Raw genomic sequence first — 21,979 nt, forward strand, 5'->3', positions numbered from 1 at the left:
TCACGCCCCAAACATGAAAGCCGTCATTACAAAATCCAGTCCCAGCACGGCCAGCGAGCTCAGGACCACGGTCTGCGTCGTCGCCCGCGCCATCCCGCTGGCCGTCGGCTCGGCCCGGTAGCCCTCGTAGACGGCTATCAGCGCGATCACCGCGCCGAAGGCCAGCGACTTGATCGCCCCGCTGCCGACATCGTCCCAAGCCTCCATCTGCTCACGGATCTGCCCCCAGTAGGAGGCCTGATCGACGTCCAGCACCACGACCCCGATCAGATAGCCCCCGATGATGCCGACCAACGAGAAAAGGGCGGCCAGCAGCGGCACCGAGATCATCGCTCCCCAGAATCGCGGGCCGATCACGCGCCGCATCGGGTCGACCGCCATCATCTCCAGCGCGGCCAGTTGTTCGGTGGTTTTCATCAGAGCGATCTCGGCGGTGATCGCCGAACCGGCACGACCGGCGAACAGCAGGGCGGCGACCACCGGCCCGAGCTCACGCACCAACGACAGGGCCACCATGACCCCGAGCGACTCGCTGGCATTGAAATTCGACAGGATGTTGTAGCCCTGCAGACCCAACACCAGCCCGACGAACCCCCCGGCCACCAGGATGATCACCAGCGAGAGCACCCCGGCGGCGTAGACCTGCTGGAGGATGTCGCGCGGCCGGCTCCAGGTCGGGATGAGCACCCAGGCCAGTTCGACGGCGAACAACGCCATCGAGCCGGCGTGCCGCACGCCATCGAGGAACAGCCGACCAAGTCGGGCAATCGCGTCGATCACCGCGCTCACCGGTCGCCTCCCAGTCCGAGGTCCACGCCCAGCGGCGCCTCGTCCTCGGCGGCATTGAGCGGCCCCTCGGCCGCCCCGTCCAGAAATTGGGCCAGGGCGGGCTCGCGATCGCGCTGGTCGCGCACCTCGTCGGGCGTCCCCTGCCCGATCACCCGTCCGCCGGCGATCACGATCACCTGATCGGCGATGCTCAGGGCCTCGGTGACGTCGTGGGTCACCACGATGCTGGTCAATCCCAGCGCGTCGTTGAGCCGGCGGATCAGCCGCAGCAGCACGCCCATGCTTACCGGGTCCTGGCCGGCGAAGGGCTCGTCGTAGAGCATGATCTCCGGGTCCAGCGCCATCGCGCGGGCAAGTGCGGCACGGCGGGCCATGCCGCCCGAGAGCTCGGCCGGGTACTTGTCCCGGGCCGAGCGCAGTCCGACCGCCTCGAGCTTGAACAGCACGATCCGCTGGATCAGCGCCTCGTCGAGACGCGAGTGCGCACGCAGCGGAAAGGCGACGTTCTCGCCGACGGTCAGGTCGGTGAACAACGCCCCGTTCTGGAACAGCACGCCCATGCGCCGTCGCAACGCGTACAGCGCCTTGCGCCGGGCACGCGACACCTCGACCCCGTCGACCAGCACCCGGCCGGCGGTCGGGCGCATCTGCCCGCCGATCAGGCGCAGCAGGGTCGTCTTGCCGGTCCCCGACGGCCCGAGCACCGCCGTGACCTCGCCGCGCCCGAATCGCATGTCGACAGCATCGAAGATCACCTGCTCGCCACGGGCGAAACGCACCCCGTCGAGCTCGATCATGCCGGTGGTTTCCTGCACCTGGCTCACCGCCCCATCAACTCAGCCAGGGTGCGCAACCGGTCGACAGTCGCGACCGAGGGCGGTTCTCCATCGACAAACAGGGCGGCCTCCGCCGGCGCCTGGTCGAGAAAGGCCGACAGCCAGGCATGCAGATCGGCAGGCCGGTCGCTCGCCGGCACCAGCCCGATCACGGCCGGTGCGGTCTCGGTGTCGGGGCGCCAGACCGGGGTCGACTCGTCCAGCCGGACGATGGCGTGCTGGCCGGCCTCGGCCAGTGCCGCCCAGGCCGGCGACCAGGCCGCCTCCTCGACCACCACGAAGACCGCGCTGGGCGAGTCGCGCAGTTCGGCAAGCACGGTCTCGACATCCGGGTCGTCGCCTGCCACCCACAGCGCGTCCTGCTCGTTGAGCAGGAAGGCCACGCGCCATTCGACCGGCATCTCGGGGTCGAAGAAGCTCGACTCGAGCGCCGGTGAGCGTCGCTGGCGCAGGCCTAGATGTACCGCCTTCATGCTGCTGGCTACCTCGGGAACTCATGCGCTGCGCCGGTCCCAGGGGGCCTCGACGCGCCGTGATCTCTCATGCGTGGCCGCGCATGATACACGGCCCTCAGTCCTCGATCTCGCGCACCAGGCGAAAGCCCAGGTTCAGGTCGAACTCGTCCTGGTGTCGGCGAGCCCGCGAACCGCTGCGACATGCCCCCGGCGGATCGAACCACGAGCCGCCGCGTACCGCCCGCAGATAGCGGTATTTCCGATCGATGCTCTGATAGGCCCGATCGCCCGGACGCGGTCCGCCGGCATAGGCATCGCGCCAGTGATCCTGGGTGAATTCCTGCACGTTGCCGTGCACCTCGTACAGACCCCAGGCATTGGGCGGCAGGCTGCCGACCGGCACCGGCTTGCCGATACCGCAGAGAAACAACCCGCGCGTGCAGTGCAGGCCGCCGGCGCAATTGACCTGTTCGCGACGAATGCGATCGCCGTAGCAGAACATCGTGTCGGTTCCGGCGCGCGCGGCGTATTCCCACTCCGCCTCCGTGGGCAAGCGGTAGCGGTGCCCGGTCGACTCGCTCAACCACCGTGCATAGGCCTCCGCATCGCGCGCGGAGACGTTGTACATGGGAAATTCCGGGTCGTTCCAGCTGTACGGACGTGGCCGGCGATGCCCGGTGGCCGCGAGGAAGGCAAGGTACTCGCGACGCCGGATGGGACCGCGCGTGATGGCGAACGCCCGTTCGAAATGGACCTCGTGACGCGGCTGCTCGAAGGCCCGGGCGCTGTGTTCGTTCGCCCGACTGCCCATCCAGAACCCCCCGGCCGGGATCACCGCCACCTCGGGCGCTGGTTCGCCACCGCTTTCACCGTCCCGGAAATGCACTGCCAGGCCATGCCGCCTCGCCGCCTCGCGCTGACGCTCGACCATCTCGTCGACAAACGCCGACTCGACGGCATGGTCCGTTGTCACGTCAGTGGCCATCGCTTGCGGCTGCATTCGCTCACCTCCAGATCAGGGATTTCGATCGAACCCGGCACCATCGGGAAGCGTCCCGACGAGCCGAATGTCATTCAAGACCAAGGACCCGGCGGCGCGACGCCCGCTTGGAGAGCCCCCGAGTGGCGGCCCGCCGACCTTGGACTGATATACTCCGGAACTCGAAAATCTTAGCACGCCGACCGGATACCCCATGGAGCCCAACGCCCTGCATCCCGACAACCTGCTGCGCATGGCCCGCGAGGTGATCGATATCGAACGTCAGGCCATCGACGCCCTGCCCGACCGGCTCGATCAGGCGTTCGTCGACGCCTGCCGCCTGATGATCGGCTGCGAGGGCCGCGTGATCGTCACGGGCATGGGCAAGTCCGGTCACATCGGCGGCAAGATCGCCGCGACACTGGCCAGCACCGGCACGCCGGCCTTCTTCGTCCACCCCGGCGAGGCCAGTCACGGCGATCTGGGCATGATCACCGCGCGCGACGTGGTCGTCGCCCTGTCGAACTCCGGCGAGACCGGCGAGATGCTGGCCATTCTGCCGGTCATCAAGCGCCTCGGCGTGGGGCTGATCGCGATGACCGGCCGCCCCGAATCGTCCCTGGCACAGGCCGCCGACGTGCACCTGGACGTCGGCGTCGACCGCGAGGCCTGCCCGCTGAACCTTGCACCGACGGCCAGCACCACCGCCACGCTCGTGATGGGCGACGCGCTGGCCGTCGCGCTGCTCGATGCCCGCGGATTCCAGCCCGAGGACTTCGCCCTCTCCCATCCGGGGGGCTCGCTCGGCCGCCGCCTGCTGCTGCACGTGCGCGACGTGATGCACACCGGCGAACAGCTGCCGCGCGTCGGCCCGCGCCAGAGCGTCAAGCAGGCCCTGCTGGTGATGTCCTCTGGCGGGCTCGGCATGACCGCCGTGGTGGACGACGACGGCCGCCTGCTCGGCCTGTTCACCGACGGCGACCTGCGCCGCCTGCTCGACCGCAGCGACTTCGACCTCGACTGTCCGATCGAGCGGGTGATGACCCCCGATCCGCGCACCTGCCCGGCCAACGTGCTGGCCGCCGAGGCGATGGCCGTGATGGAGCGCGACAAGATCAACGGCCTGCTGGTGGTCGACGAGCACAACTGCCTGGTCGGGGCGTTGAACATGCACGACCTGCTGCGCGCGGGGGTGGCGTGATGACCTGGCGTGACACGACCTGGCTCGAACGGGCCCGCCGCGTGCGCCTGCTGGTGCTGGACGTCGACGGCGTGATGACCGACGGTCGCCTGCACCTGACCGAGGACGGCGAGGAACACAAGATCTTCCACAGCCGCGACGGCCACGGCATCAAGCTGATCCAGGAACTGGGCGTGGACGTCGCGATCATCACCGGGCGGGCCTCGCCGGCGGTCAGTCGCCGGGCCAAGGGGCTGGGTATCCAGCACGTCGTGCTCGGGGCGACCGACAAGGGCCAGGCCATCGAGGAGCTGGCCCAGCTCGTGTCGCTTGAACTCGACCAGATCGCCGCGATGGGAGACGACGTCCTCGACCTGCCGATGCTCAACCGCGTCGGCCTGTCGGCGACCGTCAGCGATGCGCCGATGGTGATCCGCAGCCGGGTTGACTGGATCAGCCCGGTGCCGGGCGGTTACGGGGCGGTCCGGGCGTTCATCGACACGCTGATCGACGCACGGGACCAGTGGGGCGACGTGCTGGCACGGTACCGCTGATCGTGCGCTGGCCGGCCTCCCCCCGCCTGAACCGCGGCCTGCTGGCCATCGCCACGCTGGCCCTGCTGGGTTACCTGGTCTGGCACAATCTGGCCGACCAGCTGGCTCCGCCGTCCGACACCGGCGGAGGCTACGCCCAGCGTCTCGACGAGGCCCGCAGCTGGCAGTACGACGAGCAAGGGCGGCTTGCCTATCGACTCGACACGCCGCGGGCCATCCAGCGGGACCTCGAGGATGGCGATCGCTACGAAATGACGTCGCCGACGGCCACGCTCGTCGACGAGACACCCGGCACCCCGCCGTGGACATTGCAGGCAGAGAGCGGCACGGTGACCGAGCGTGACGAGCGGGTCGAACTGGTCGGTTCGGTCCACGCGCAGCGCGAACCTCACGGGGAGCGCGGCCGACTGGAACTGACCACCGATCGGCTGTGGCTCTACCCCAGCGAACGGCTGGCCCGAACCGATGTCCCCGGTCGCTTGAGCGAGACCGATCCGGACGGCACACCGCGCTGGCACAGCGATGCCGAGCGACTTGCCCTGGACTGGGGCAACGAGGTCTTGACACAGACCGGACAGGTCCGGGACGAAATCCAACCCGCGTCGACCGGGCGAACCGACTAGTCCGACCAGGGAAGGCTCCGCGCCCGGTAACGCCCCCCGCGACAGGCAAACAAGGCAGGAAGTGACCGCCATGCAGACCAACACAACGAGCATCCACGCCCGGCACCACCTCCGGCGCCTTGCGACACTCGGACTGGCGCTGGCCGTCGGGCTGGGCACGCAGGCCGCCGTGGCCGCCCAGGCCGATCGAAACGAGCCGGTCAAGGTGCAGGCGGACAGGAAGGTGACCAAGTACCAGGAAGGCACCAGCGTCTACACCGGCAGCGTGGTGATCGATCAGGGCAGCCTGCACGCCACCGGCGATCGCGCCACGCTCTACCTCGAGGACGGCGAACTGGTACGGGCGGTACTGGAGGGCAGTCCCGCGACCTTCCGCGAACGCGACGACGAGGGCAACTGGGTCGAGGGCGAGGCCCGCCAGGCCGACTATCGCACCGCCGAGGGCACCGTGCTGCTCACCGACGAGGCCTGGCTCAAGCGCAGCGGCGACGAGATCCGCTCTCATCGCATCACCTATGATCTTGCCACCGAGGTGGTCGAGGCCGGCGAGGAAGGCGGTGAGTCGCGCGTCGAGATGACCCTGCAGCCACGCAACAAGCAGGACGGCGACAGTGGCGAGTGAGGCTGGCATGAACCAGGCGGCCACGCGAACCGACCCCGACATCGTCCAGCGCCAACCGGCCCTGCTCGAGGCGCGCAGCCTGTCGAAGAGCTACGGCGCCCGACCGGTCGTGCGCGACGTCTCGTTGCACGTCGAGGCCGGCGAGATCGTGGGTCTGCTCGGCCCGAACGGCGCGGGCAAGACCACCAGCTTCTACATGATCGTCGGCCTGGTCGGCGCCGATCAGGGCGCGGTCTACCTCAATGGCCGCGACATTACGCACATGCCGATCGACCGGCGTGCCCAGCTAGGCCTGGGCTACCTCCCGCAGGAGCCATCGGTGTTCCGCAAGCTCTCGGTGCGGGAAAACATCCTCGCCATCCTCGAGCTGCGTCGCGACCTCGACCGGCCCGCACGCAACCGGGCATTGCAGGAACTGCTCGAGGAGCTCCACATCACGCATATCGCCGACTCGAAGGGCCAGTCGCTCTCCGGCGGCGAGCGGAGGCGTGTGGAAATCGCCCGCGCGCTGGCCGCCAACCCCCGCGCGATGCTGCTCGACGAGCCGTTTGCCGGGATCGACCCGATCTCGGTGATCGACATCCAGCGCATCATCGAGCACCTTCGCGACCGCGGCATCGGCGTGCTGATCACCGACCACAACGTCCGCGAGACCCTCGGCGTCTGCAAGCGCGCCTATATCGTCTCTGACGGCGGCATTCTCGCGCACGGCACCGCCGACGAGCTACTCACCAACCAGTCCGTCCGCGACGTCTACCTCGGTCAGGACTTCAGCCTGTAAGTGCCTCGCCGTCGATGGCCTATCACCGGGCCCACCCCGCAGGCGCCCGAGCAGAAGAGAGACGACGAGCGCGCCGCCGCCGAGCGACGATCAAACGACGAAATCGTTGGCACAGCGCGGCTCCGATCAGCTAAACTCGATCTCATGCAAATTGCGTGCGCACGCCTCTCCCAGCCCCCGATTCCAGCCCGGACCAACGCCCGGTTCGCCCCCTCGTTCCACCTGTCGTTCCCGCTGACGACAGCGGCGCCGGGAGGCCTCGCATGGCGGGCATGAAGGCAGGACTCGAGCTTCGCCTCGGCCAGTCGCTGGCCATGACGCCGCAGTTGCAGCAGTCCATCCGGCTGCTGCAGCTCTCCACGCTGGAACTGAGCCTCGAGATACAGCAGGCACTGGACAGCAATCCGCTCCTGGAAGTCGCCGAGGACGATCGTGAGGAAGAAGAGGCTGCCGAGTCGACCAGCGGCGACGAGCAGGACCCGGGCGCCCAGGCCGGCGAGGAATTGCTCGAGGACCGCAAGGACAAGTCCGCGGACGACGAGCTCGTGGTCGACACCTCCTGGGAGGACTACTACGAATCCGATGGCAGCACCGCCCTGAGCGCCAGCGCCCCGGGTGAGGACTACGATCCCTTCGCCACCCAGTCTACCGGCGAGGACAGCCTCCGCGACCACCTCCTGAGCCAGATTCACCTCGCCTCGCTGTCGGAAACCGACCGACGCATCGCCACGGCACTGATCGAATCGATCGAACCCTCCGGCTACCTCGAGGAGCCGCTAGAAGAGATCGTGGCATTGCTCGCCGAGGACCTGCCGGGCATCGACACCGGGGAAGTCGAGGCGACGCTCCACTATATCCAGCAACTCGACCCGGTCGGGGTCGGCGCGCGTTCGCTGGCCGAGTGCCTGATCATCCAGATCGACCAGCGGCATGCCGACGATCCGGCGGCCGAAGACGCCCGCGCCCTGCTCGAAGGCGACTGGCTCGAAGCCGTCGCGAGACGCGAACTGTCGCAGGTCAGCAAGGGATTGGGCATCAGCCGCGAACGCATCGAGGCCGCGCTGCGGCTCATCCAGGTCCTCGATCCCCGCCCGGGGCTGTCGATCGGAGACACGGCCGCCGACTACATCAAGCCGGACGTGATCGTCACCCACCGCGAGGATGGCTGGCACGTCGATCTCAATCCCGAGATCGCGCCCCGGCTACGCGTCAATCAGACCTACGCGGGCCTGATCGACCGTTCCAGCCGCGGCAAGGATGCGACCTACATCCGCAACCATCTCCAGGAGGCCCGCTGGTTCATCAAGAGCCTGCGCAGCCGCAACGAGTCGCTGCTCAACGTCGCCCGCGAGATCGTGCGACGCCAGATCGAGTTCTTCGAACAGGGCGAGATCGCGATGAAGCCCCTGGTGCTGCGCGAGATCGCCGAGACGCTCGAACTGCACGAATCGACGGTCAGCCGGGTCACCACCAACAAGTACATGCTCACGCCCCGCGGCGTGTTCGAGTTCAAGTATTTCTTCTCCAGCCACGTCGGCACCAGCGACGGCGGCGAATGCTCGGCGACCGCCATCAGGGCGCGCATCAAGAAACTGGTCGAGGAAGAAAATCCCAAGAAGCCCTTGAGCGATGCCAAGATAGCGACCATGCTGGGAGACGAGGGGATCGACGTCGCACGGCGGACGATCGCCAAGTACCGCGAGGCGATGGGAATCGCCTCATCAACCGACCGCAAACGACTGATATAACGCACTTACCTTAAGGAGCGGCACATGCAGATAGACATCACCGGTCATCACGTCGACGTCACCGAGGCACTCAAGGCGCACGTCCACGACAAGTTCACGCGTCTCGAGCGTCACTTCGACAAGCTGGTGGATATTCACGTCATCCTCACCGTCGAGCGCAAGGAGGCCCAGAAGGCGGAGGCCAACCTGCACGTCAGCGGTCAGGACATGCACGCCGAGGCCGTCACCGACGACATGTACGCCTCCATCGATGCCATGATCAACAAGCTCGACCGGCAGATCGTCAAGCACAAGGAAAAGCTGACCAGCCATCGTTGAGCCATCCCGCCGGCCCGATTGCCGGCGGGCTGACGGGAGGAAGCCGAATGACCGCGGCCTCCGTCACGTCCGGATCGGTGTTGCACCACCAGCGCAACACGCTATGATGCGCGCCGATTCAACCATTCCCGCCCCGACCCGCGAGCGATCCTCGCGGACCGTCGACAGACAGGGTGCTTAATGAATACTGCCGAGCTGTTTCCGATCCACCACATCCGGATCGACGAGCTTTACCAGAGCCGCAAGCGGGTTCTGGAAGTGCTCTCAGGGTTGCTGGCCGACGACGAGCTCGGCGGCCAGCAGGCAACCCGCATCTTCGAGGCCCTGGTCGCCCGCGAGCGACTCGGGTGCACGGCCATCGGCCATGGCATCGCCGTCCCTCATGGTCGGGTCGACGACATTCTCACCCCGCGTGGGGCGCTGATCCGGTTGCGCGAAGGCGTCGATTTCGGCGCGCCCGACGGCGCGCCGGTGACCTTGGTGATCGGTCTGGTCATCCCCGAGGACTGCCCGGAACAGCATCTCGAGATCCTTGGCCGGCTGGCCCGCCATCTCAACGACCCTGACGAGCGCGAGACCCTCATGGAGGCGCAAAGCGCGGAGCGTGTCCAGGCGCTGATGCTAGAGTGGCTCAAGGACAGCGCGGAAGCGACCGCTAGCTAAGGAACCTCGGCACAAATCCGATACCGCTCTGCGCGCCTTCGCTCGGGCAGAGCGGTATCGGATTTGTGCAGACCTTCCCTACACCGGGCGAAGGCGCCCGATCTCTCGAGTCCTTGAACGGGCAGGCCATGACCCCGAGATTCACCTACCGACACCTTCCCCCCGATGCCGGTGATACCGACTGGCGACAGGCTCTGCCGGTCGACTGGGATGCCCCGGTGACCGACGACCAGCGCCTGGTCGGTCCGGCAAACCCTTGGATCCCCACTCGGGTGGCGCTGATCTCGCCGTCGCTCCGCCATTACCTGCAGTGTGGCGAGGAATGCCTGGAGCGGGCCAACGGTCCCGTCTCGTCGATCGACCCGCCGCGGGTGATCATCCTGAGCGAGGCCCACGCCGACGTGCTGGCCGACTGGCTCGACCGCCACGCCGCCGCCCGGAACACGGATGCCGAGGTCCACATCCTGAGCACGAACGAGGATGACGAGACCGCGTCCCGTCGGCTGCGGCGACTCTGCGGGAGCCGCGACGAGGACTGGCGCCATGGCGTGTTCATGGAGATCAGCGGGCTCGGGGTCCTGATCCGCGGCGCGGCGGGCATAGGCAAGAGCGAGGTGGCCCTCGAACTCTTGAGTCGCGGTCACCGGCTGGTCGCGGACGACGCCCCCTGCTTTACCGCCCACGGCAATGAAGTGACCGGCTCCTGCCCGGATCGCCTGTTCGGCCTGCTCGAGGTCCGGGGCATCGGCATCGTCGACGTGGGCGAGCTGTTCGGCTCCAATGCGCTCAAGGTGCGCAAGTACCTGCGGCTGATCGTGGACCTCTACCCTGCCAATGCCGGCCGACGCATCGGTGCCAACGAGCGGCTGTTCGGCGACCGGGGCAACGAGCGCGTCGCCGGCCAGAGCATTCCCGTCTGGCGGCTGCCGGTGGCCCCGGGGCGCAACCTGGCCGTGCTGCTGGAGACCATCGTTCGACAGCGCAACCTCGAACGCCAACGCGGCGGCGAGCCGACCAGCCCCCGCATCGCCAGGCTTTTCGCCGACGGCGAGATCCCGCCGCACCCGGGCGAGAAACCGGAGCCCTGGTCATGAGCCGTCCCCTGCCCCGCCTGATCCTCGTCACGGGTCAGTCCGGCTCGGGCAAGTCGGTGGCTCTCGCCGCGCTCGAGGACAGCGGGTTCTACTGCATCGACAACCTGCCGCCGGACCTGCTCGACCACCTCGCCGAGAGCTATCTCGAGGGCGGGATCGTCGCACGCGGCATCGCCATCAGTATCGATGCGCGTGCCCCCGAGAAGTCGCTGGCCGACCTCCCCGACCGCATCGACCGGCTCAAGGAACGCCTGCCGCAACTCCAGATCAGCAGCCTGTTCCTCGAGGCGGATCAGCAGCGGCTGATCGCCCGATTCTCGGAAACCCGGCGGCGTCATCCGCTCTCCTACCAGATCGAGGACCTGGTCGAGGCGATCGCCCGCGAGGCCCAGCTGCTGATGCCGATCCGCGCCTACGCGGACCTGGTCATCGACACCAGCCTGACGACGGTCCACCAGTTGCGCGAGGACGTTCGCTCTCGGCTGATCGGCGAGAAGGAAGCCGGCCCGCGTATCCTCATCCAGTCCTTCGGCTTCAAGTTCGGCATTCCGCTGGACTCGGACTTCCTGTTCGACGTCCGCTTTTTGCCCAACCCCCACTGGGACACGTCGCTCCGGCCGCACAGCGGTCTCGACCAGGCCGTGGTGGAGTACCTCGAACAACACCCGGTCACCCACGAGACCCGCACCCGCATCGGTGAATTTCTCGCCCACATGCTCACCCAGGCGAGCCGCAGTGACCGCAGCTACCTGACCTGCTCGATCGGCTGCACCGGCGGCAAGCATCGCTCGGTCTACCTCGTCGAGCAGATCGCCCGCGACCTGCGGCCCACCTTCGCCAACCTGGTGGTCCGGCACCGTGACCTTGGCAACCACTGACGCGGCCATCCATGGCCCTGTCTCGCGCCCGTTTTTCGGTATGATGCACATCTTGCCGAGCGCGATTGAGGAATCACTCCCGCAATGACCGTCGGAATCCTGTTGATCTGTCACAACGACATCGGGGGCCAGTTGATCGAGACGGCCACCGACATGCTCGAGCGTCTTCCCACCCGACTCGAGCATCTCGACGTTCGTCAGGACGACGACCCCATCGACCTGCTGAATGCCGCGCGGCGGCGCGTGGCCGATCTCGACAGCGGAGAGGGCGTGCTGGTGATGACCGACATGTACGGCTCGACCCCGTCGAACATCGCCCACCGGCTGCGTGATCAGCACGACGTGCAGGTGCTCTCCGGGGTGAACCTGCCCATGCTGGTGCGCGCCCTGAACTACCCGCGCCTGCCGCTCGACCAGATGACGGCGAAGGCCTGCAGCGGCGGACGCGAGGGCATCATCCAGGAAGGAGCGTCCGACCTGCCATGAGCGAAGACACCCCGCCCGTCGTCCGGCGAGACCTGACGCTGCGCAACCGACGCGGGCTTCACGCCCGGGCCGCCGCCCGGTTCGCCGCCACGGCCGAGCAGTTCGATAGCGAGATCGAAGTCGAGTTCAACGACCGCCGCGTCAACGGCAAGTCGATCATGGGCCTGATGATGCTGGCCGCCGCCTGTGGCAAGACGATTGTCGTCACCGCCACCGGCGACGATGCCACACGGGCCATCGAGGGCATCGCCGACCTGGTCGACGCCCGCTTCCACGAATCCGAATAACCGACACGGAGACAACATGCAGCGTAGAGGCAACTCAGCGAAAGACGGCTACGTCGGTATCGACAACGACCGCGACGGCGGCATGACCTTTCACGGCCGCCTGGTGCTCGACGCCCGTGTGTTCGGACTGATCCCGGAAGACGAGACCTGCGAGGGCTGGGAACTTGGTCGCCTGCAAGGACTGGCCGACCGGGTCAATGCCGAATGGGACAAGTACGGTGGCGGCATTCCGAGCCTGCTGCCGGACGACCTGAAAAAGCGCCACGCGGAGATCTACGAGCGCCAGATGCAAAAAGCGCGCGATGCCGGCTGGGACCCGGACGCGCATCTCGAGGACGAGAACACCTGACCCTCCCCCGCCCGTGAATCGCAAAGGCCGCCGGAACAGCATGTTCCGGCGGCCTTTGCGTTTGCGCTGTCCGGTCTGATATGCGAACAACGGGCCGGACTGCGCCGGGTAACCCCGCCGGCGCGTTGGCGCTCAACCCGCCATGCGGCCCAGCACGCGCTCGGCGGCGGCGATGGTGTCGTCGATCTCCGCCTCGCCGTGGGCCATCGAGACGAACCCGGCCTCGAAGGAGGACGGTGCAAAGTAGACGCCCTGCTCGAGCATGCCGTGGAAGAAGGTCTTGAAGGCCTCCTTGTCGCAGGCGGTCGCGTCGTTGAAGTTGGCCACGCGGTCCTTGTCGGTGAAGAACAGGCCGAACATGCCGCCGACCTGCTGGGTGATCATCGGGATACCGTGCTTCTGCGCCGCAGCGGAAAGGCCGTCGCAGAGCGCCTGGGTCCGACGCGTGAGCACCTCGAAGAACCCGGGCACGCTGATCAGCTCGAGCGTCTTGATGCCGGCGGCCATCGCCATCGGGTTCCCGGAAAGCGTGCCGGCGTGGTAGACCGGCCCCATCGGCGAGATCATCTCCATGATCTCGCGACGCCCACCGAAGGCCCCCACCGGCATGCCGCCGCCGATCACCTTGCCCATGGTGGTGAGATCCGGCTTGATGCCGTAATGGCCCTGCGCCCCGCCCAGCGCCACGCGAAAGCCGGTCATCACCTCGTCGAAGATCAGCACCGCGCCGTACTCGTCGCAGACGTGGCGCAGTCCTTCGAGGAATCCCGGCTCCGGCGGGATGCAGTTCATGTTGCCGACCACCGGCTCGACGATGATGGCGGCGACCTCTTCACCCACCTCGGCGAATACCTCGCGCACCTGTTCGAGGTTGTTGTACTCGACGGTGGTGGTCAGGTCGGCGAATGCCTTGGGTACGCCCGGCGAACTCGGTACGCCGTGCGTCAACGCCCCGGAACCGGCCTCGACCAGCAGCGAGTCTGAATGGCCGTGATAGTTGCCCTGGAACTTGACGATCCGGTCGCGCCCGGTAAACCCGCGCGCCAGGCGGATGGCGCTCATGGTTGCCTCGGTGCCCGAGGAGGTCAGGCGAACCATGTCCATCGAGGGCACCAGCTCGCACAGCAGGTCGGCCATGCGGGTCTCGTTGACCGTCGGCGCACCAAACGACAGCCCGTTGTTGGCCGCCTCCCGGACCGCCGCGATCACGTCCGGGTGCGCGTGACCCAGGATCATCGGCCCCCAGGAACCGACATAGTCGATATAGCCCCGGTCGTTCTCGTCGAAAAAGCGCGCGCCCTCGGCCCGCTTGACGAAGACGGGATCGCCGCCGACCGAACCGAAGGCACGCACCGGCGAATTCACCCCACCGGGGATGTGGGCCTGCGCACGTTCGAACAGCTCGTGGTTGGATGCGGTCATCTGGGGAGTCTCCGAAATTCGTGTTGGGTTCGTGAATCACATCGGCCAAGCGGTCGCGCGGGCGGAATCAGGCCGTGGCCATCGCCCGGACCATGTCCGCCGTGGCGGCACGGATGTCGGGGGCGGCGAATACCTCGCTGACCACCGCGATCATGTCGGGACGGTAGGTCATCAGGTCGGCGACGTTGCGCGCCGTGATCCCGCCGATACCGCAGACCGGCCGGCCGAGCCGCTCCCGGGCCCAGCCGAGCACCTCGGCGGGCGCCCCGGGGGCATGCGGCTTGGTCGGCGACGGGAACATCGCCCCGAAGGCGAGGTAGTCCGCGCCTTGTTCGGCGGCGCGCTCGGCCCGAAGCCGGTCAGCATAGCAAGACACGCCGATGATCGCATCGAGCCCCTCGGCCTCGAAACGCGCCCGCGTCTCGTCCAGCGGCGCATCGTCCCGGCCCAGGTGTACCCCGTCGGCACCCACCTCGATCGCCAGGGCCACGTCGTCGTTGACGATGAACAGCCGCTGATGGATCCGGCACAGCTCGGCAAGCGCCGCGGCCTCCTCGCGGCGGCGCGCGACGTCGTCGCTCTTGTCGCGGTACTGGACGATACGCGCCCCGCCCTCGATCGATGCGGCCACCGCCTTCACCAGCTCCTCGCGCTCGAATCGCGAGGTGTCGGTGAGCACGTACAGCCCCTTCAGTCGGTCACGTTGCATGGCCCGTCCCGTCTCAAGTAATTTCCCGCTCGGCCAGTCGCCTCGCCCCGGCCAGTCCCAGCGCGTCGTCGGCGACCACCCACAGCGGCAGCCGGCCGAGCATGGTCGCAAACCGGCCCTTGTCGAGAAAGCCCTCGAGCGTCTGTTCGCGCAGGAACCCCAGCACGTGGCCCACCAGCCCCCCGGCGATGAACACCCCACCGGTCGGCAACGACTTGAGCGCCAGGTTGCCGGCCTCTGCCCCCAGGATCCGCGCGAACAGACGACAGGCGATGACCGCACACTCGTCCGCACCCTCCTGCGCCCAGGCCGTGATCCGCGCGTTGGGATCGTCGGCCGCGGCCAGTTCACGCTCGGCATTCGGGGCGGGACGGCCGAGTTGCGCATGCCGCGCGAAGGCGTAGAGCGAGGAAAAGCCGTCACCGCTGAGGATGCGCTCGTAACTGACGTGGCCACCCAAGCGCCCGCGCAGGTAGCCCAGCAGCGCATCCTCGCGCGTGTCGTTCGGGGCAAAATCGCAATGCCCCCCCTCGCTGGGCATCGGGTGGTGGCGCTCGCCGTCATGGAAGAACAACGCCTCCCCGAGGCCGGTGCCCGGTGCGATGACGGCGGCATGCCCGCCGGTGGCGCCGTCGCCGGCCTCGGGGTTGAGGTTCACCCGCCGATCGAGAGGGCTGGCCAGCGCCCCCAGACCGACGGCGATCAGGTCGTTGACCAGCCGTACCGGACAGCCACCCAGCTGCTCACGGATCGAGGCGCCCGACAGGGTCCAAGGCAGATTGGTCGCCCGCACCCGGGTATCGCCGGCCGTGGACACCACCGGCCCGGCCACACCGAAGGCGGCCGCCTCGATATCCGTGTGCGGCTGGCCGGCGTGATCAAGGAAGGCCGCCAACAGCACAGAGAAATCCGCGTACTCGCGGCTGGGCAGCGTCCGCTCGACTCGGGCGCGCCCCTCTCCCGGCGCGAACAGCGCCAGGCGCGCGCGGGTTCCGCCAATGTCACCGGCCAGAATCATCGACGATCTCCTCGGCACGCCGCCTCGTGCGCTCGTTGTCCTCTCCATCGGAGACCAGCAGGTAGTCCAGTGCGACACCCACCCAGTGGGCCACTGCCCTTGGGGACAGATGGTAGAACGCCTGCCAGGCATCCGCCCGCGCATCGTCGTAATGACCGGCATCGCCCGGGTGTTCCTCCAGCCAGGCCAGGCGCACGGCGTGGCCGATGACCACGTCGAGCACCAGGGGATCCCCGATCGCGAAATCGCGACGACGGGTGACGCGATCGATCAGGGCAGCGATCGCCTCGACGGTCAGCTCTCGGTACTCGGGCGCCTCGATCCGGTTGAGGCGGTGCTCCACGGCCAGGGCAAAGTTGTGTTCCCGGGCGGTGGACTGACCACGGTACACCTGGCTGTCGAGCACGTTGCGCGAGTCGTAACGGTTGCCGATCACCAGCGCCGGCACGTGACCGAGCAGTTCCCAGACCCCTTCGTAGAAGGACTCTGGCAGCCGGCTCATCGCCCCGCCGACCTGGCGCTGGTGATACCAGTCGATGTCCGAATCGCCCATCTCGTCGGCGGCGCCATTGCCCGTGTGAACGGAACCGAGCAGCATCGGCGCCGAACCCCCGTCAGTCCGCCCCTCCTCGCCCGCCGGGCCTTCCCCCTGAACGCCTGGGCAACGATGCAACGCCTCGAGCCGCTCGGGCCGGTCACGCCAGTCGATGGCCTCGCGCAACCGGCGACGCAACTCATGCGGTGCCATGGCGACCAGGTCGTCAACTGCCTGCGATGGCGGGATGCGCGCCTCGCGGGCGCGCAGGGCCACGAGTATCTGCAGCAAGGGCCCGGTGCGCAGGGTGAGCACGTGCCGAAACAGCGCAGGTTCGGCGCGCAGCCAGGCCCCCAGATGGATCACCAGTTCCTGCGTCAGGGCGCGTTCGCGGGGATCGTCATCGCAGTAGGTCTCGATCCGACGCAGGATCTCGCGATTGGAAACCGGCGCGTCGATCACCGCCCTGCGGCTGTAGGAGCGCCCCACGGCCAGGCGTTTCTGCCGGACGATCAGGTCCATGACCGCCACCTCGAGAAACCCGTCGACCAGGCCGACCAGATCGGCGGTCAGTCGCAAAACCCGCCATGCCCCCGCCTGTTGCGCGGCCCGCAGCAGCGCGACACCGTGACCCCACCAGTCACGCCACTGCCCATCGATATCGACAAACGCCTGCTCGGGGGGAACCCCATGGCGTTTGAGGGCCTGCAGCCGGTCCAACCGCTCATCCAGCGTCTCGGCGGCCGCAAAGGCCGCCAACAGCCCATCGCCGTGGGGCACCTGGTCGACCGGAATCTCGGCGTTGCCGGCAGGAGTCGTCGACGGCGGGCACGATGTCGGGTGCCCTCCCTGACCGGTCGCCCCATCCGGCAAACGACCCGGCAGGCGCCACCGTGAGGCACCCTCCATCAGGGCATCGAGGTACGCAAGCCGGACGGTCATGTCTTCCAGTCGGCCACTGGCAAGCTCCCGGCAGAATTCCAGCAGGGCCTCGCCTCCGGCGTCGTCCAGCATCCAGTCATCGACCGGGATCACCCAGAGCGGAGTGCCCGAGTCGCGTGCATGCCGGCCCACGTAGGCCAGGCTGGTGCGAATCTCGTGCACCAGCAATTCGACATCCCGCCCCAGCAGGAACGTATCGGTGTCGAACAGGGCCGGCAACACGGCGTGAGCGCCATCGTCGGTCACGACCAGGCGAGCTGCCGACAGGCCCAGCAGCCGCCGCGCCGGACGCCCGGAAAGCCCCAGGTGCGCATTCCCGCCCAGCGAAGCGAGTCGCTCGACCAGTGCATCGGCCGGGATGACGGGCGTACGCGTTCGCTCCGCGCTACTCACCGGCCCGATACCGGCCGCCTCGAGCCTCCCGGCCACGGATCGGCTGCGGGCCAGCAGGGCCACTCCGACCCCGACCGAGGCCGGTGCCCGCTCCCGGTGGCGCCCGATCGGGTCGATGTCGTCCGGTCGGACCCATCCGCCGAGCACCAGACGCCCGACCACCCACAGGCTCTGGGCCCACACCAGCGGCCGGTTCGCGTTCGCCAGTCGCGCGACCGAACCCGGCCGACTGCGCTCGGCCTCGATCGACTCGGCCGGCACGAAGTAGAGCTCGGGCAGCACCGGGGCGCCACCCTCGCACACCGCCAGCCGTTCGAGCCGTGCGTGGAGGGCAGCGGCGGCGTCTCGGTCGCCGGAGAACCCGGCGTTGACCAGCCGATAGGCGAGAAACAGCGGCCATTCGCACTCGATACGGGCAAAGGCCTCGAGTTCCTCGGGATCGTAGTGGAGCTTGGTTTCGTCCTCGATCGCCGTCTGGTGGCCATCGCGCAGGAAGCGCTTGTAGCCGTAACGGCCGGCCAGACGTTGCTCGATGCGCTCGGCGACCTCTTGGGCCTTGTCGCCGGCGGCGAAGGCCGGAAAACCCACCACCGCCAGCAGGGCCGAGTCGATCTCCTTGGAGGCTGACTCCCGCGGCAGGATCGAGTCGAGACACTGATGCACGCGGGCGATGTCGTCGGGCACCACCTGCAGGCGGCTGTGCACATCGCCGTCCGCCCCGAACAGGTCGAAGCCGTCGGCGGCCTCGAGTGCGGCCAGCACCATCCCCAGCGAGCTGGCGTTGAGCTCGCGCACACCGTGGTTGATCTTGTTGCCCCGTTCCCAGATGCCGTAGTCGGGTACCACGTAGGCCCGCGACAGGTACCAGACGAGGTTCTGGACGAAATCCACCTCGTCGCGTCCCTGCACGATGGTCAGCCCGCCGGCCGTCATCTGCACCAGCGCGAGCAGGAACAGCGACGTGGCGTCCAGCTGCAGGTGACCCCATTCCCGATCCCCCACCACCGTCTCGCCGGTCGCCGTGTCGTACTTGGCGTGCAGGGCATCGATGGGGTCCAGCGTCCCCTTGAAGCGCTCGACGCGATCGGCCTGGCGCATCATTGCCAACAACAGCCCGCGCATGTTGCGCACCACCGCCTGTTCGAGCTCGAAGGCCCGCGCCGTCTGGCCGGCTCGGCGACAGGCAATGCCGAGCGCCCAGGGGCCGAGGATGCTGTAGACGTTGTCCCGCACCCAGGCATCGGTGTAATCACCGTGTGCGGTCACCGCGGTGCTGGCAGGCAGCAGCCCCGAAATGGGGTGCTGGCGGTCGAGGATATGTCGTCGCACCTCGCCGAACAGCGCATCGAGCGACAGGGAATCGCCGACGGCGTCGGGAGCGCAGGGACTGGCAGGGACGTGACCGGACGTCATGGGTTACACCGGATGGTCGTTACGGAATGTCGTCCAGTATGGGGGCGATGGCGTCCGCCGACCAGAGGCCGGCTGCCGTCGCTCGAGCCGAGGTTGGGTCAGTGCCGCGTCGACCCGGGTGCCTCGACGCTATCACTGGTGAGCAGCTGCTCGACGTCGACCCGATCGAATCGGTACAGGCTGCCGCAGAAGTCGCAGCGGATCTCGATCATGTCCGGCGTCTCCTCGCTGTCGAGCGTCGCCTCGAGCTCCTCGCGCCCCAGGCTGGCAAGCATCTGGCCGACGCCCTCGCGGGTGCAGCCGCAGTTGAACGTCACGCGGGCGACGTCGTGGATACGCAACGCCTCCTGGTGAAACAGCCGGTGCAGCAGTTCCGGCGCCGAGACCTGACGCATCTCCCGCCGGCCGGCCTCGCCGAGCAGTGTGTCGACCAGCTTGCCGACGTGCTCGAATTCAGTCGCCCCGGGGCCGGATGCGGGGATGATGCCGCCGGTCTCGGGCATCTGCTGGAGAAGCATGCCGGCCGTCACCTCGCCATCGGCCGCAAGCACCAGCCGGGTCGGCAACTGCTCGGACTGCTGGAAATACCCCTCGATGGCGTTTTCCAGGCCGGCCCCGGCGATCGGCACCAGTGACTGGTAACGCGCACCGTCCTCGGGTTCGATGGTCAGCACCAGCTGACCGCGGCCGAGCTGCTCCTCGAGGTGATCACCGGCCTCGGCCAGTCGCTCGTCGTCCCACTTGGCCATGCAGCGAAAACGCCGGTCCGAGGTGACCTGCACCACCAGCAGGCTGATCGGTCCCCGCCCGGCGAATTGCAATACCAGCCGCCCCTCGAACTTGAGGCTCGCGACCATCAGCACCGCGCCGGCCACCGCCTGGCCCAGCAGGCTGGCCACGGCCGGCGGGTAGTCGTGGTTCTCGATCGCCGCCTGCCAGGTGGGCTCCAGGCGCAACGAGACGCCACGCACCCGCCCGTCCTCGAACGAGAAGCGGAACAGCTCGTCGCCTTGCGGCAGGCTCTGCCAGTCGATCGATTCCGGCTTGCCGATTTCGCTCATGGGACTCTCCGGTTGCCGGGCGTCACTCGCCGTCAAGACGGCGCTTGAGCACCTCGTTGACTGCCTGCGGGTTCGCCTTGCCCTTCGCGGCCTTCATCACCTGGCCGACGAAGAAGCCGAACAGCTTGTCCTTGCCGCCCCGGTAGGCCTCGACCTGCCCGGGGTTGGCGGCGATCACCTCGTCGACCATCGCCTCGATCGCGCCGGTGTCCGAGATCTGCTTGAGCCCGCGCGCTTCGATGATCGCGTCGACCGAACCGCCCTCCTCGGCCAGGGCCTCGAAGACCTCGCGAGCGAGCTTGTTCGAGAGCGTGCCGTCGGAAATGCGCGCCAGCAGGTCGGCGAGCTTCTCGGCCGGGACCGGGCACTCGGCGATCTCGAGTTCGAGGCGGTTCAGCAGCGCGGCGACCTCGCCCATCACCCAGTTGGCGGCGAGCTTGGCGTCGGCCCCGTCGCGCGCGATGACGGCCTCGAAGTACTCGGCGGTCGCCCGGCTCGAGGTAAGCACGCCCGCGTCATAGGCGCTCAGACCGTACTCGGCCCGGTAGCGTTCGGCCTTGGCGTCCGGCAACTCGGGCAGCTCGGCACGCCAGGACTCGATGGTGTCGTCGTCGAGCACCACCGGAAGCAGGTCCGGACAGGGGAAATAGCGGTAGTCGTCCGCGTCTTCCTTGGTGCGCATCAGGCGGGTCTCGTCCCGGTCCGGGTCGTACAGGCGCGTGCACTGCACCACCTCGGCGCCGGTCTCCAGCAAGTCGATCTGGCGCTCGATCTCGAACTCGATCGCCCGCTGCAAGAAGCGGAACGAGTTGACGTTCTTGATCTCGGCGCGGGTGCCGAAGGCCGTCTCGCCCGTCGGGCGCACCGAGACGTTGGCATCCACGCGGAACGAGCCTTCCTGCATGTTGCCGTCGCAGATACCCAGATACTGGACGATCGCGTGGACCTTGCGGGCATAGGCGACCGCCTGCTCGGGCGTGCGCATGTCGGGCTCGGAGACGATTTCGATCAGCGGCGTGCCGGCACGGTTGAGATCGATGCCGCTCATCCCGTGAAAGTCCTCGTGCAGCGACTTGCCGGCGTCTTCCTCGAGGTGGGCACGGGTCACGCGGACGCTGTGATCCTGCGCCTGTTTGCCCTCGCCGGTGGTGATGGTCACCTGACCGCCGACGACGATGGGACGGGCCAGCTGCGTGGTCTGGTAGCCCTTGGGCAGGTCCGGGTAGAAGTAGTTCTTGCGGTCGAAGCTCGACACGCGCGAGATCTCGGCGTCGATCGCCAGCCCGAACAGCGAGGCCATGCGCACCGCGCCCTCGTTGAGCACCGGCAGCACGCCGGGCAGGCCCAGATCGACCGCACAGGCCTGGGCGTTGGGCTCGGCACCGTAGGCGGTCGACGCGCCGGAGAAGATCTTGGAGCGGGTCGCCAGCTGGGCGTGGATCTCCAGGCCGATGACCGCTTCCCAGCCCGAAGGGATGACGTAGTCAGACATGTCGTTTTCTGCCCTTCGCTTAGTGGTTGGAGGAATCGCTGCCCAGCGACGGCATGCGGGTGTGCCAGTCGACGCGCTGCTGGTACTGGTGGGCGACGTTGAGCAGCCCGGCCTCGTCGAAATGGCGGCCGATCAGCTGCAGGCCCACAGGGCGCCCGCCGACGAAGCCCGCCGGCACCGACATGCCCGGCAGGCCGGCGAGGTTCACGGGGATGGTGAAGATGTCCTCGAGGTACATCTTGGCCGGATCACCGCTATGCGCGCCGCGATCGAAGGCCGGCGTGGGCGTGACCGGCCCGGCGATCACGTCGCACTGCTCGAAGGCACGCTTGAAGTGATCGGTCACCAGCCG

24 protein-coding genes are annotated in these 21,979 nt (G+C 68.0%); 13 read left to right on the forward strand and 11 right to left on the reverse strand.

All coding sequences use genetic code 11. The features are described 5' to 3' along the window. The 4 genes from mlaE to ACLFRM_RS03220 all read right to left on the reverse strand — a co-directional run bounded on the left by mlaE (position 1) and on the right by ACLFRM_RS03220 (position 3,080). Entirely contained in the window at positions 1 to 780 is a 780-nt protein-coding gene (gene mlaE / locus ACLFRM_RS03205; RefSeq protein ID WP_410754290.1) for a lipid asymmetry maintenance ABC transporter permease subunit MlaE, read from the reverse strand. Positions 781 to 785: 5 nt separating this feature from the next. After that, a complete protein-coding gene (locus ACLFRM_RS03210; protein ID WP_410754291.1) occupies positions 786 to 1,586 on the reverse strand; it encodes an ABC transporter ATP-binding protein in 801 nt (266 codons plus the stop codon). Between the two features lie 23 nt (positions 1,587 to 1,609). Beyond that, positions 1,610 to 2,098: a hypothetical protein gene (locus ACLFRM_RS03215; protein ID WP_410754269.1), complete on the reverse strand. Its 489-nt coding sequence runs from the start codon at positions 2,096 to 2,098 to the stop codon at positions 1,610 to 1,612. A 97-nt stretch (positions 2,099 to 2,195) separates the two neighbouring features. Beyond that, on the reverse strand, positions 2,196 to 3,080 hold the full coding sequence (locus ACLFRM_RS03220; protein ID WP_410754270.1) for a formylglycine-generating enzyme family protein: 885 nt from the start codon (positions 3,078 to 3,080) through the stop codon (positions 2,196 to 2,198). Positions 3,081 to 3,273: 193 nt separating this feature from the next. On the opposite strand from ACLFRM_RS03220, the gene ACLFRM_RS03225 reads away from it, so the two are divergent. The 13 genes from ACLFRM_RS03225 (at position 3,274) to ACLFRM_RS03285 (ending at position 12,642) form a co-directional block, all read left to right on the forward strand. After that, on the forward strand, positions 3,274 to 4,260 hold the full coding sequence (locus ACLFRM_RS03225; protein ID WP_410754271.1) for an SIS domain-containing protein: 987 nt from the start codon (positions 3,274 to 3,276) through the stop codon (positions 4,258 to 4,260). Then, the gene (locus ACLFRM_RS03230) at positions 4,260 to 4,793 is read left to right on the forward strand and encodes a KdsC family phosphatase (RefSeq protein ID WP_410754272.1); all 534 of its coding nucleotides are present in this window, start codon (positions 4,260 to 4,262) and stop codon (positions 4,791 to 4,793) included. Before ACLFRM_RS03225 ends, ACLFRM_RS03230 begins: the two co-directional genes overlap by 1 nt. Beyond that, on the forward strand, positions 4,763 to 5,416 hold the full coding sequence (gene lptC, locus ACLFRM_RS03235) for an LPS export ABC transporter periplasmic protein LptC (RefSeq protein ID WP_410754273.1): 654 nt from the start codon (positions 4,763 to 4,765) through the stop codon (positions 5,414 to 5,416). The genes ACLFRM_RS03230 and lptC overlap by 31 nt, the downstream gene beginning before the upstream one ends. Positions 5,417 to 5,486: 70 nt before the next feature. Next, a complete protein-coding gene (lptA, locus tag ACLFRM_RS03240; RefSeq protein WP_410754274.1) occupies positions 5,487 to 6,038 on the forward strand; it encodes a lipopolysaccharide transport periplasmic protein LptA in 552 nt (183 codons plus the stop codon). A gap of 7 nt (positions 6,039 to 6,045) precedes the next feature. Next, positions 6,046 to 6,819 carry an LPS export ABC transporter ATP-binding protein gene (lptB, locus tag ACLFRM_RS03245; RefSeq protein ID WP_410754275.1) on the forward strand — a complete coding sequence of 258 codons (774 nt, stop codon included), beginning with the start codon at positions 6,046 to 6,048 and terminating at the stop codon, positions 6,817 to 6,819. A gap of 272 nt (positions 6,820 to 7,091) precedes the next feature. Next, a complete protein-coding gene (locus ACLFRM_RS03250; protein WP_410754292.1) occupies positions 7,092 to 8,567 on the forward strand; it encodes an RNA polymerase factor sigma-54 in 1,476 nt (491 codons plus the stop codon). 24 nt (positions 8,568 to 8,591) lie between these two features. Next, a complete protein-coding gene (gene hpf / locus ACLFRM_RS03255; protein WP_058574143.1) occupies positions 8,592 to 8,885 on the forward strand; it encodes a ribosome hibernation-promoting factor, HPF/YfiA family in 294 nt (97 codons plus the stop codon). 180 nt (positions 8,886 to 9,065) lie between these two features. After that, entirely contained in the window at positions 9,066 to 9,548 is a 483-nt protein-coding gene (locus tag ACLFRM_RS03260) for a PTS sugar transporter subunit IIA (protein ID WP_410754276.1), read from the forward strand. A gap of 128 nt (positions 9,549 to 9,676) precedes the next feature. Beyond that, positions 9,677 to 10,642 carry a hypothetical protein gene (locus ACLFRM_RS03265; protein ID WP_410754277.1) on the forward strand — a complete coding sequence of 322 codons (966 nt, stop codon included), beginning with the start codon at positions 9,677 to 9,679 and terminating at the stop codon, positions 10,640 to 10,642. Further along, positions 10,639 to 11,520 (forward strand): RNase adapter RapZ, encoded by an 882-nt coding sequence (gene rapZ / locus ACLFRM_RS03270; RefSeq protein ID WP_410754278.1) that lies wholly within the window; start codon positions 10,639 to 10,641, stop codon positions 11,518 to 11,520. Before ACLFRM_RS03265 ends, rapZ begins: the two co-directional genes overlap by 4 nt. Positions 11,521 to 11,604: 84 nt before the next feature. Continuing rightward, on the forward strand, positions 11,605 to 12,006 hold the full coding sequence (locus ACLFRM_RS03275; protein WP_410754279.1) for a PTS sugar transporter subunit IIA: 402 nt from the start codon (positions 11,605 to 11,607) through the stop codon (positions 12,004 to 12,006). Next, positions 12,003 to 12,293 carry an HPr family phosphocarrier protein gene (locus tag ACLFRM_RS03280; RefSeq protein ID WP_410754280.1) on the forward strand — a complete coding sequence of 97 codons (291 nt, stop codon included), beginning with the start codon at positions 12,003 to 12,005 and terminating at the stop codon, positions 12,291 to 12,293. Before ACLFRM_RS03275 ends, ACLFRM_RS03280 begins: the two co-directional genes overlap by 4 nt. A gap of 16 nt (positions 12,294 to 12,309) precedes the next feature. Then, complete coding sequence (locus tag ACLFRM_RS03285) at positions 12,310 to 12,642, forward strand: hypothetical protein (protein WP_410754281.1); 333 nt, start codon at positions 12,310 to 12,312, stop codon at positions 12,640 to 12,642. 132 nt (positions 12,643 to 12,774) lie between these two features. Here the strand turns inward: ACLFRM_RS03285 and hemL are convergent, their stop codons facing one another. From hemL to ACLFRM_RS03320, 7 genes are all read right to left on the reverse strand, one after another. After that, a complete protein-coding gene (hemL, locus tag ACLFRM_RS03290) occupies positions 12,775 to 14,064 on the reverse strand; it encodes a glutamate-1-semialdehyde 2,1-aminomutase (RefSeq protein WP_410754282.1) in 1,290 nt (429 codons plus the stop codon). Between the two features lie 67 nt (positions 14,065 to 14,131). Further along, a complete protein-coding gene (gene thiE, locus ACLFRM_RS03295; protein WP_410754283.1) occupies positions 14,132 to 14,773 on the reverse strand; it encodes a thiamine phosphate synthase in 642 nt (213 codons plus the stop codon). A 13-nt stretch (positions 14,774 to 14,786) separates the two neighbouring features. Next, positions 14,787 to 15,791: a glucokinase gene (locus ACLFRM_RS03300; protein ID WP_410754284.1), complete on the reverse strand. Its 1,005-nt coding sequence runs from the start codon at positions 15,789 to 15,791 to the stop codon at positions 14,787 to 14,789. Further along, the gene (locus ACLFRM_RS03305) at positions 15,775 to 19,074 is read right to left on the reverse strand and encodes a glycoside hydrolase family 15 protein (protein WP_410754286.1); all 3,300 of its coding nucleotides are present in this window, start codon (positions 19,072 to 19,074) and stop codon (positions 15,775 to 15,777) included. The genes ACLFRM_RS03300 and ACLFRM_RS03305 overlap by 17 nt, the downstream gene beginning before the upstream one ends. A 98-nt stretch (positions 19,075 to 19,172) precedes the next feature. After that, positions 19,173 to 20,135, reverse strand: coding sequence for an Hsp33 family molecular chaperone HslO (locus ACLFRM_RS03310; RefSeq protein WP_410754287.1), 963 nt, complete (start codon positions 20,133 to 20,135; stop codon positions 19,173 to 19,175). A gap of 22 nt (positions 20,136 to 20,157) precedes the next feature. After that, positions 20,158 to 21,627: an Asp-tRNA(Asn)/Glu-tRNA(Gln) amidotransferase subunit GatB gene (gene gatB, locus ACLFRM_RS03315; protein WP_410754288.1), complete on the reverse strand. Its 1,470-nt coding sequence runs from the start codon at positions 21,625 to 21,627 to the stop codon at positions 20,158 to 20,160. Between the two features lie 19 nt (positions 21,628 to 21,646). Then, on the reverse strand, positions 21,647 to 21,979 hold a 333-nt coding region (locus tag ACLFRM_RS03320; RefSeq protein WP_410754289.1), incomplete at its 5' end, for an amidase family protein.

The sequence above is a fragment of the Guyparkeria sp. genome (genome assembly GCF_046540515.1).
Taxonomy (GTDB): Bacteria; Pseudomonadota; Gammaproteobacteria; order Halothiobacillales; family Halothiobacillaceae; genus Guyparkeria.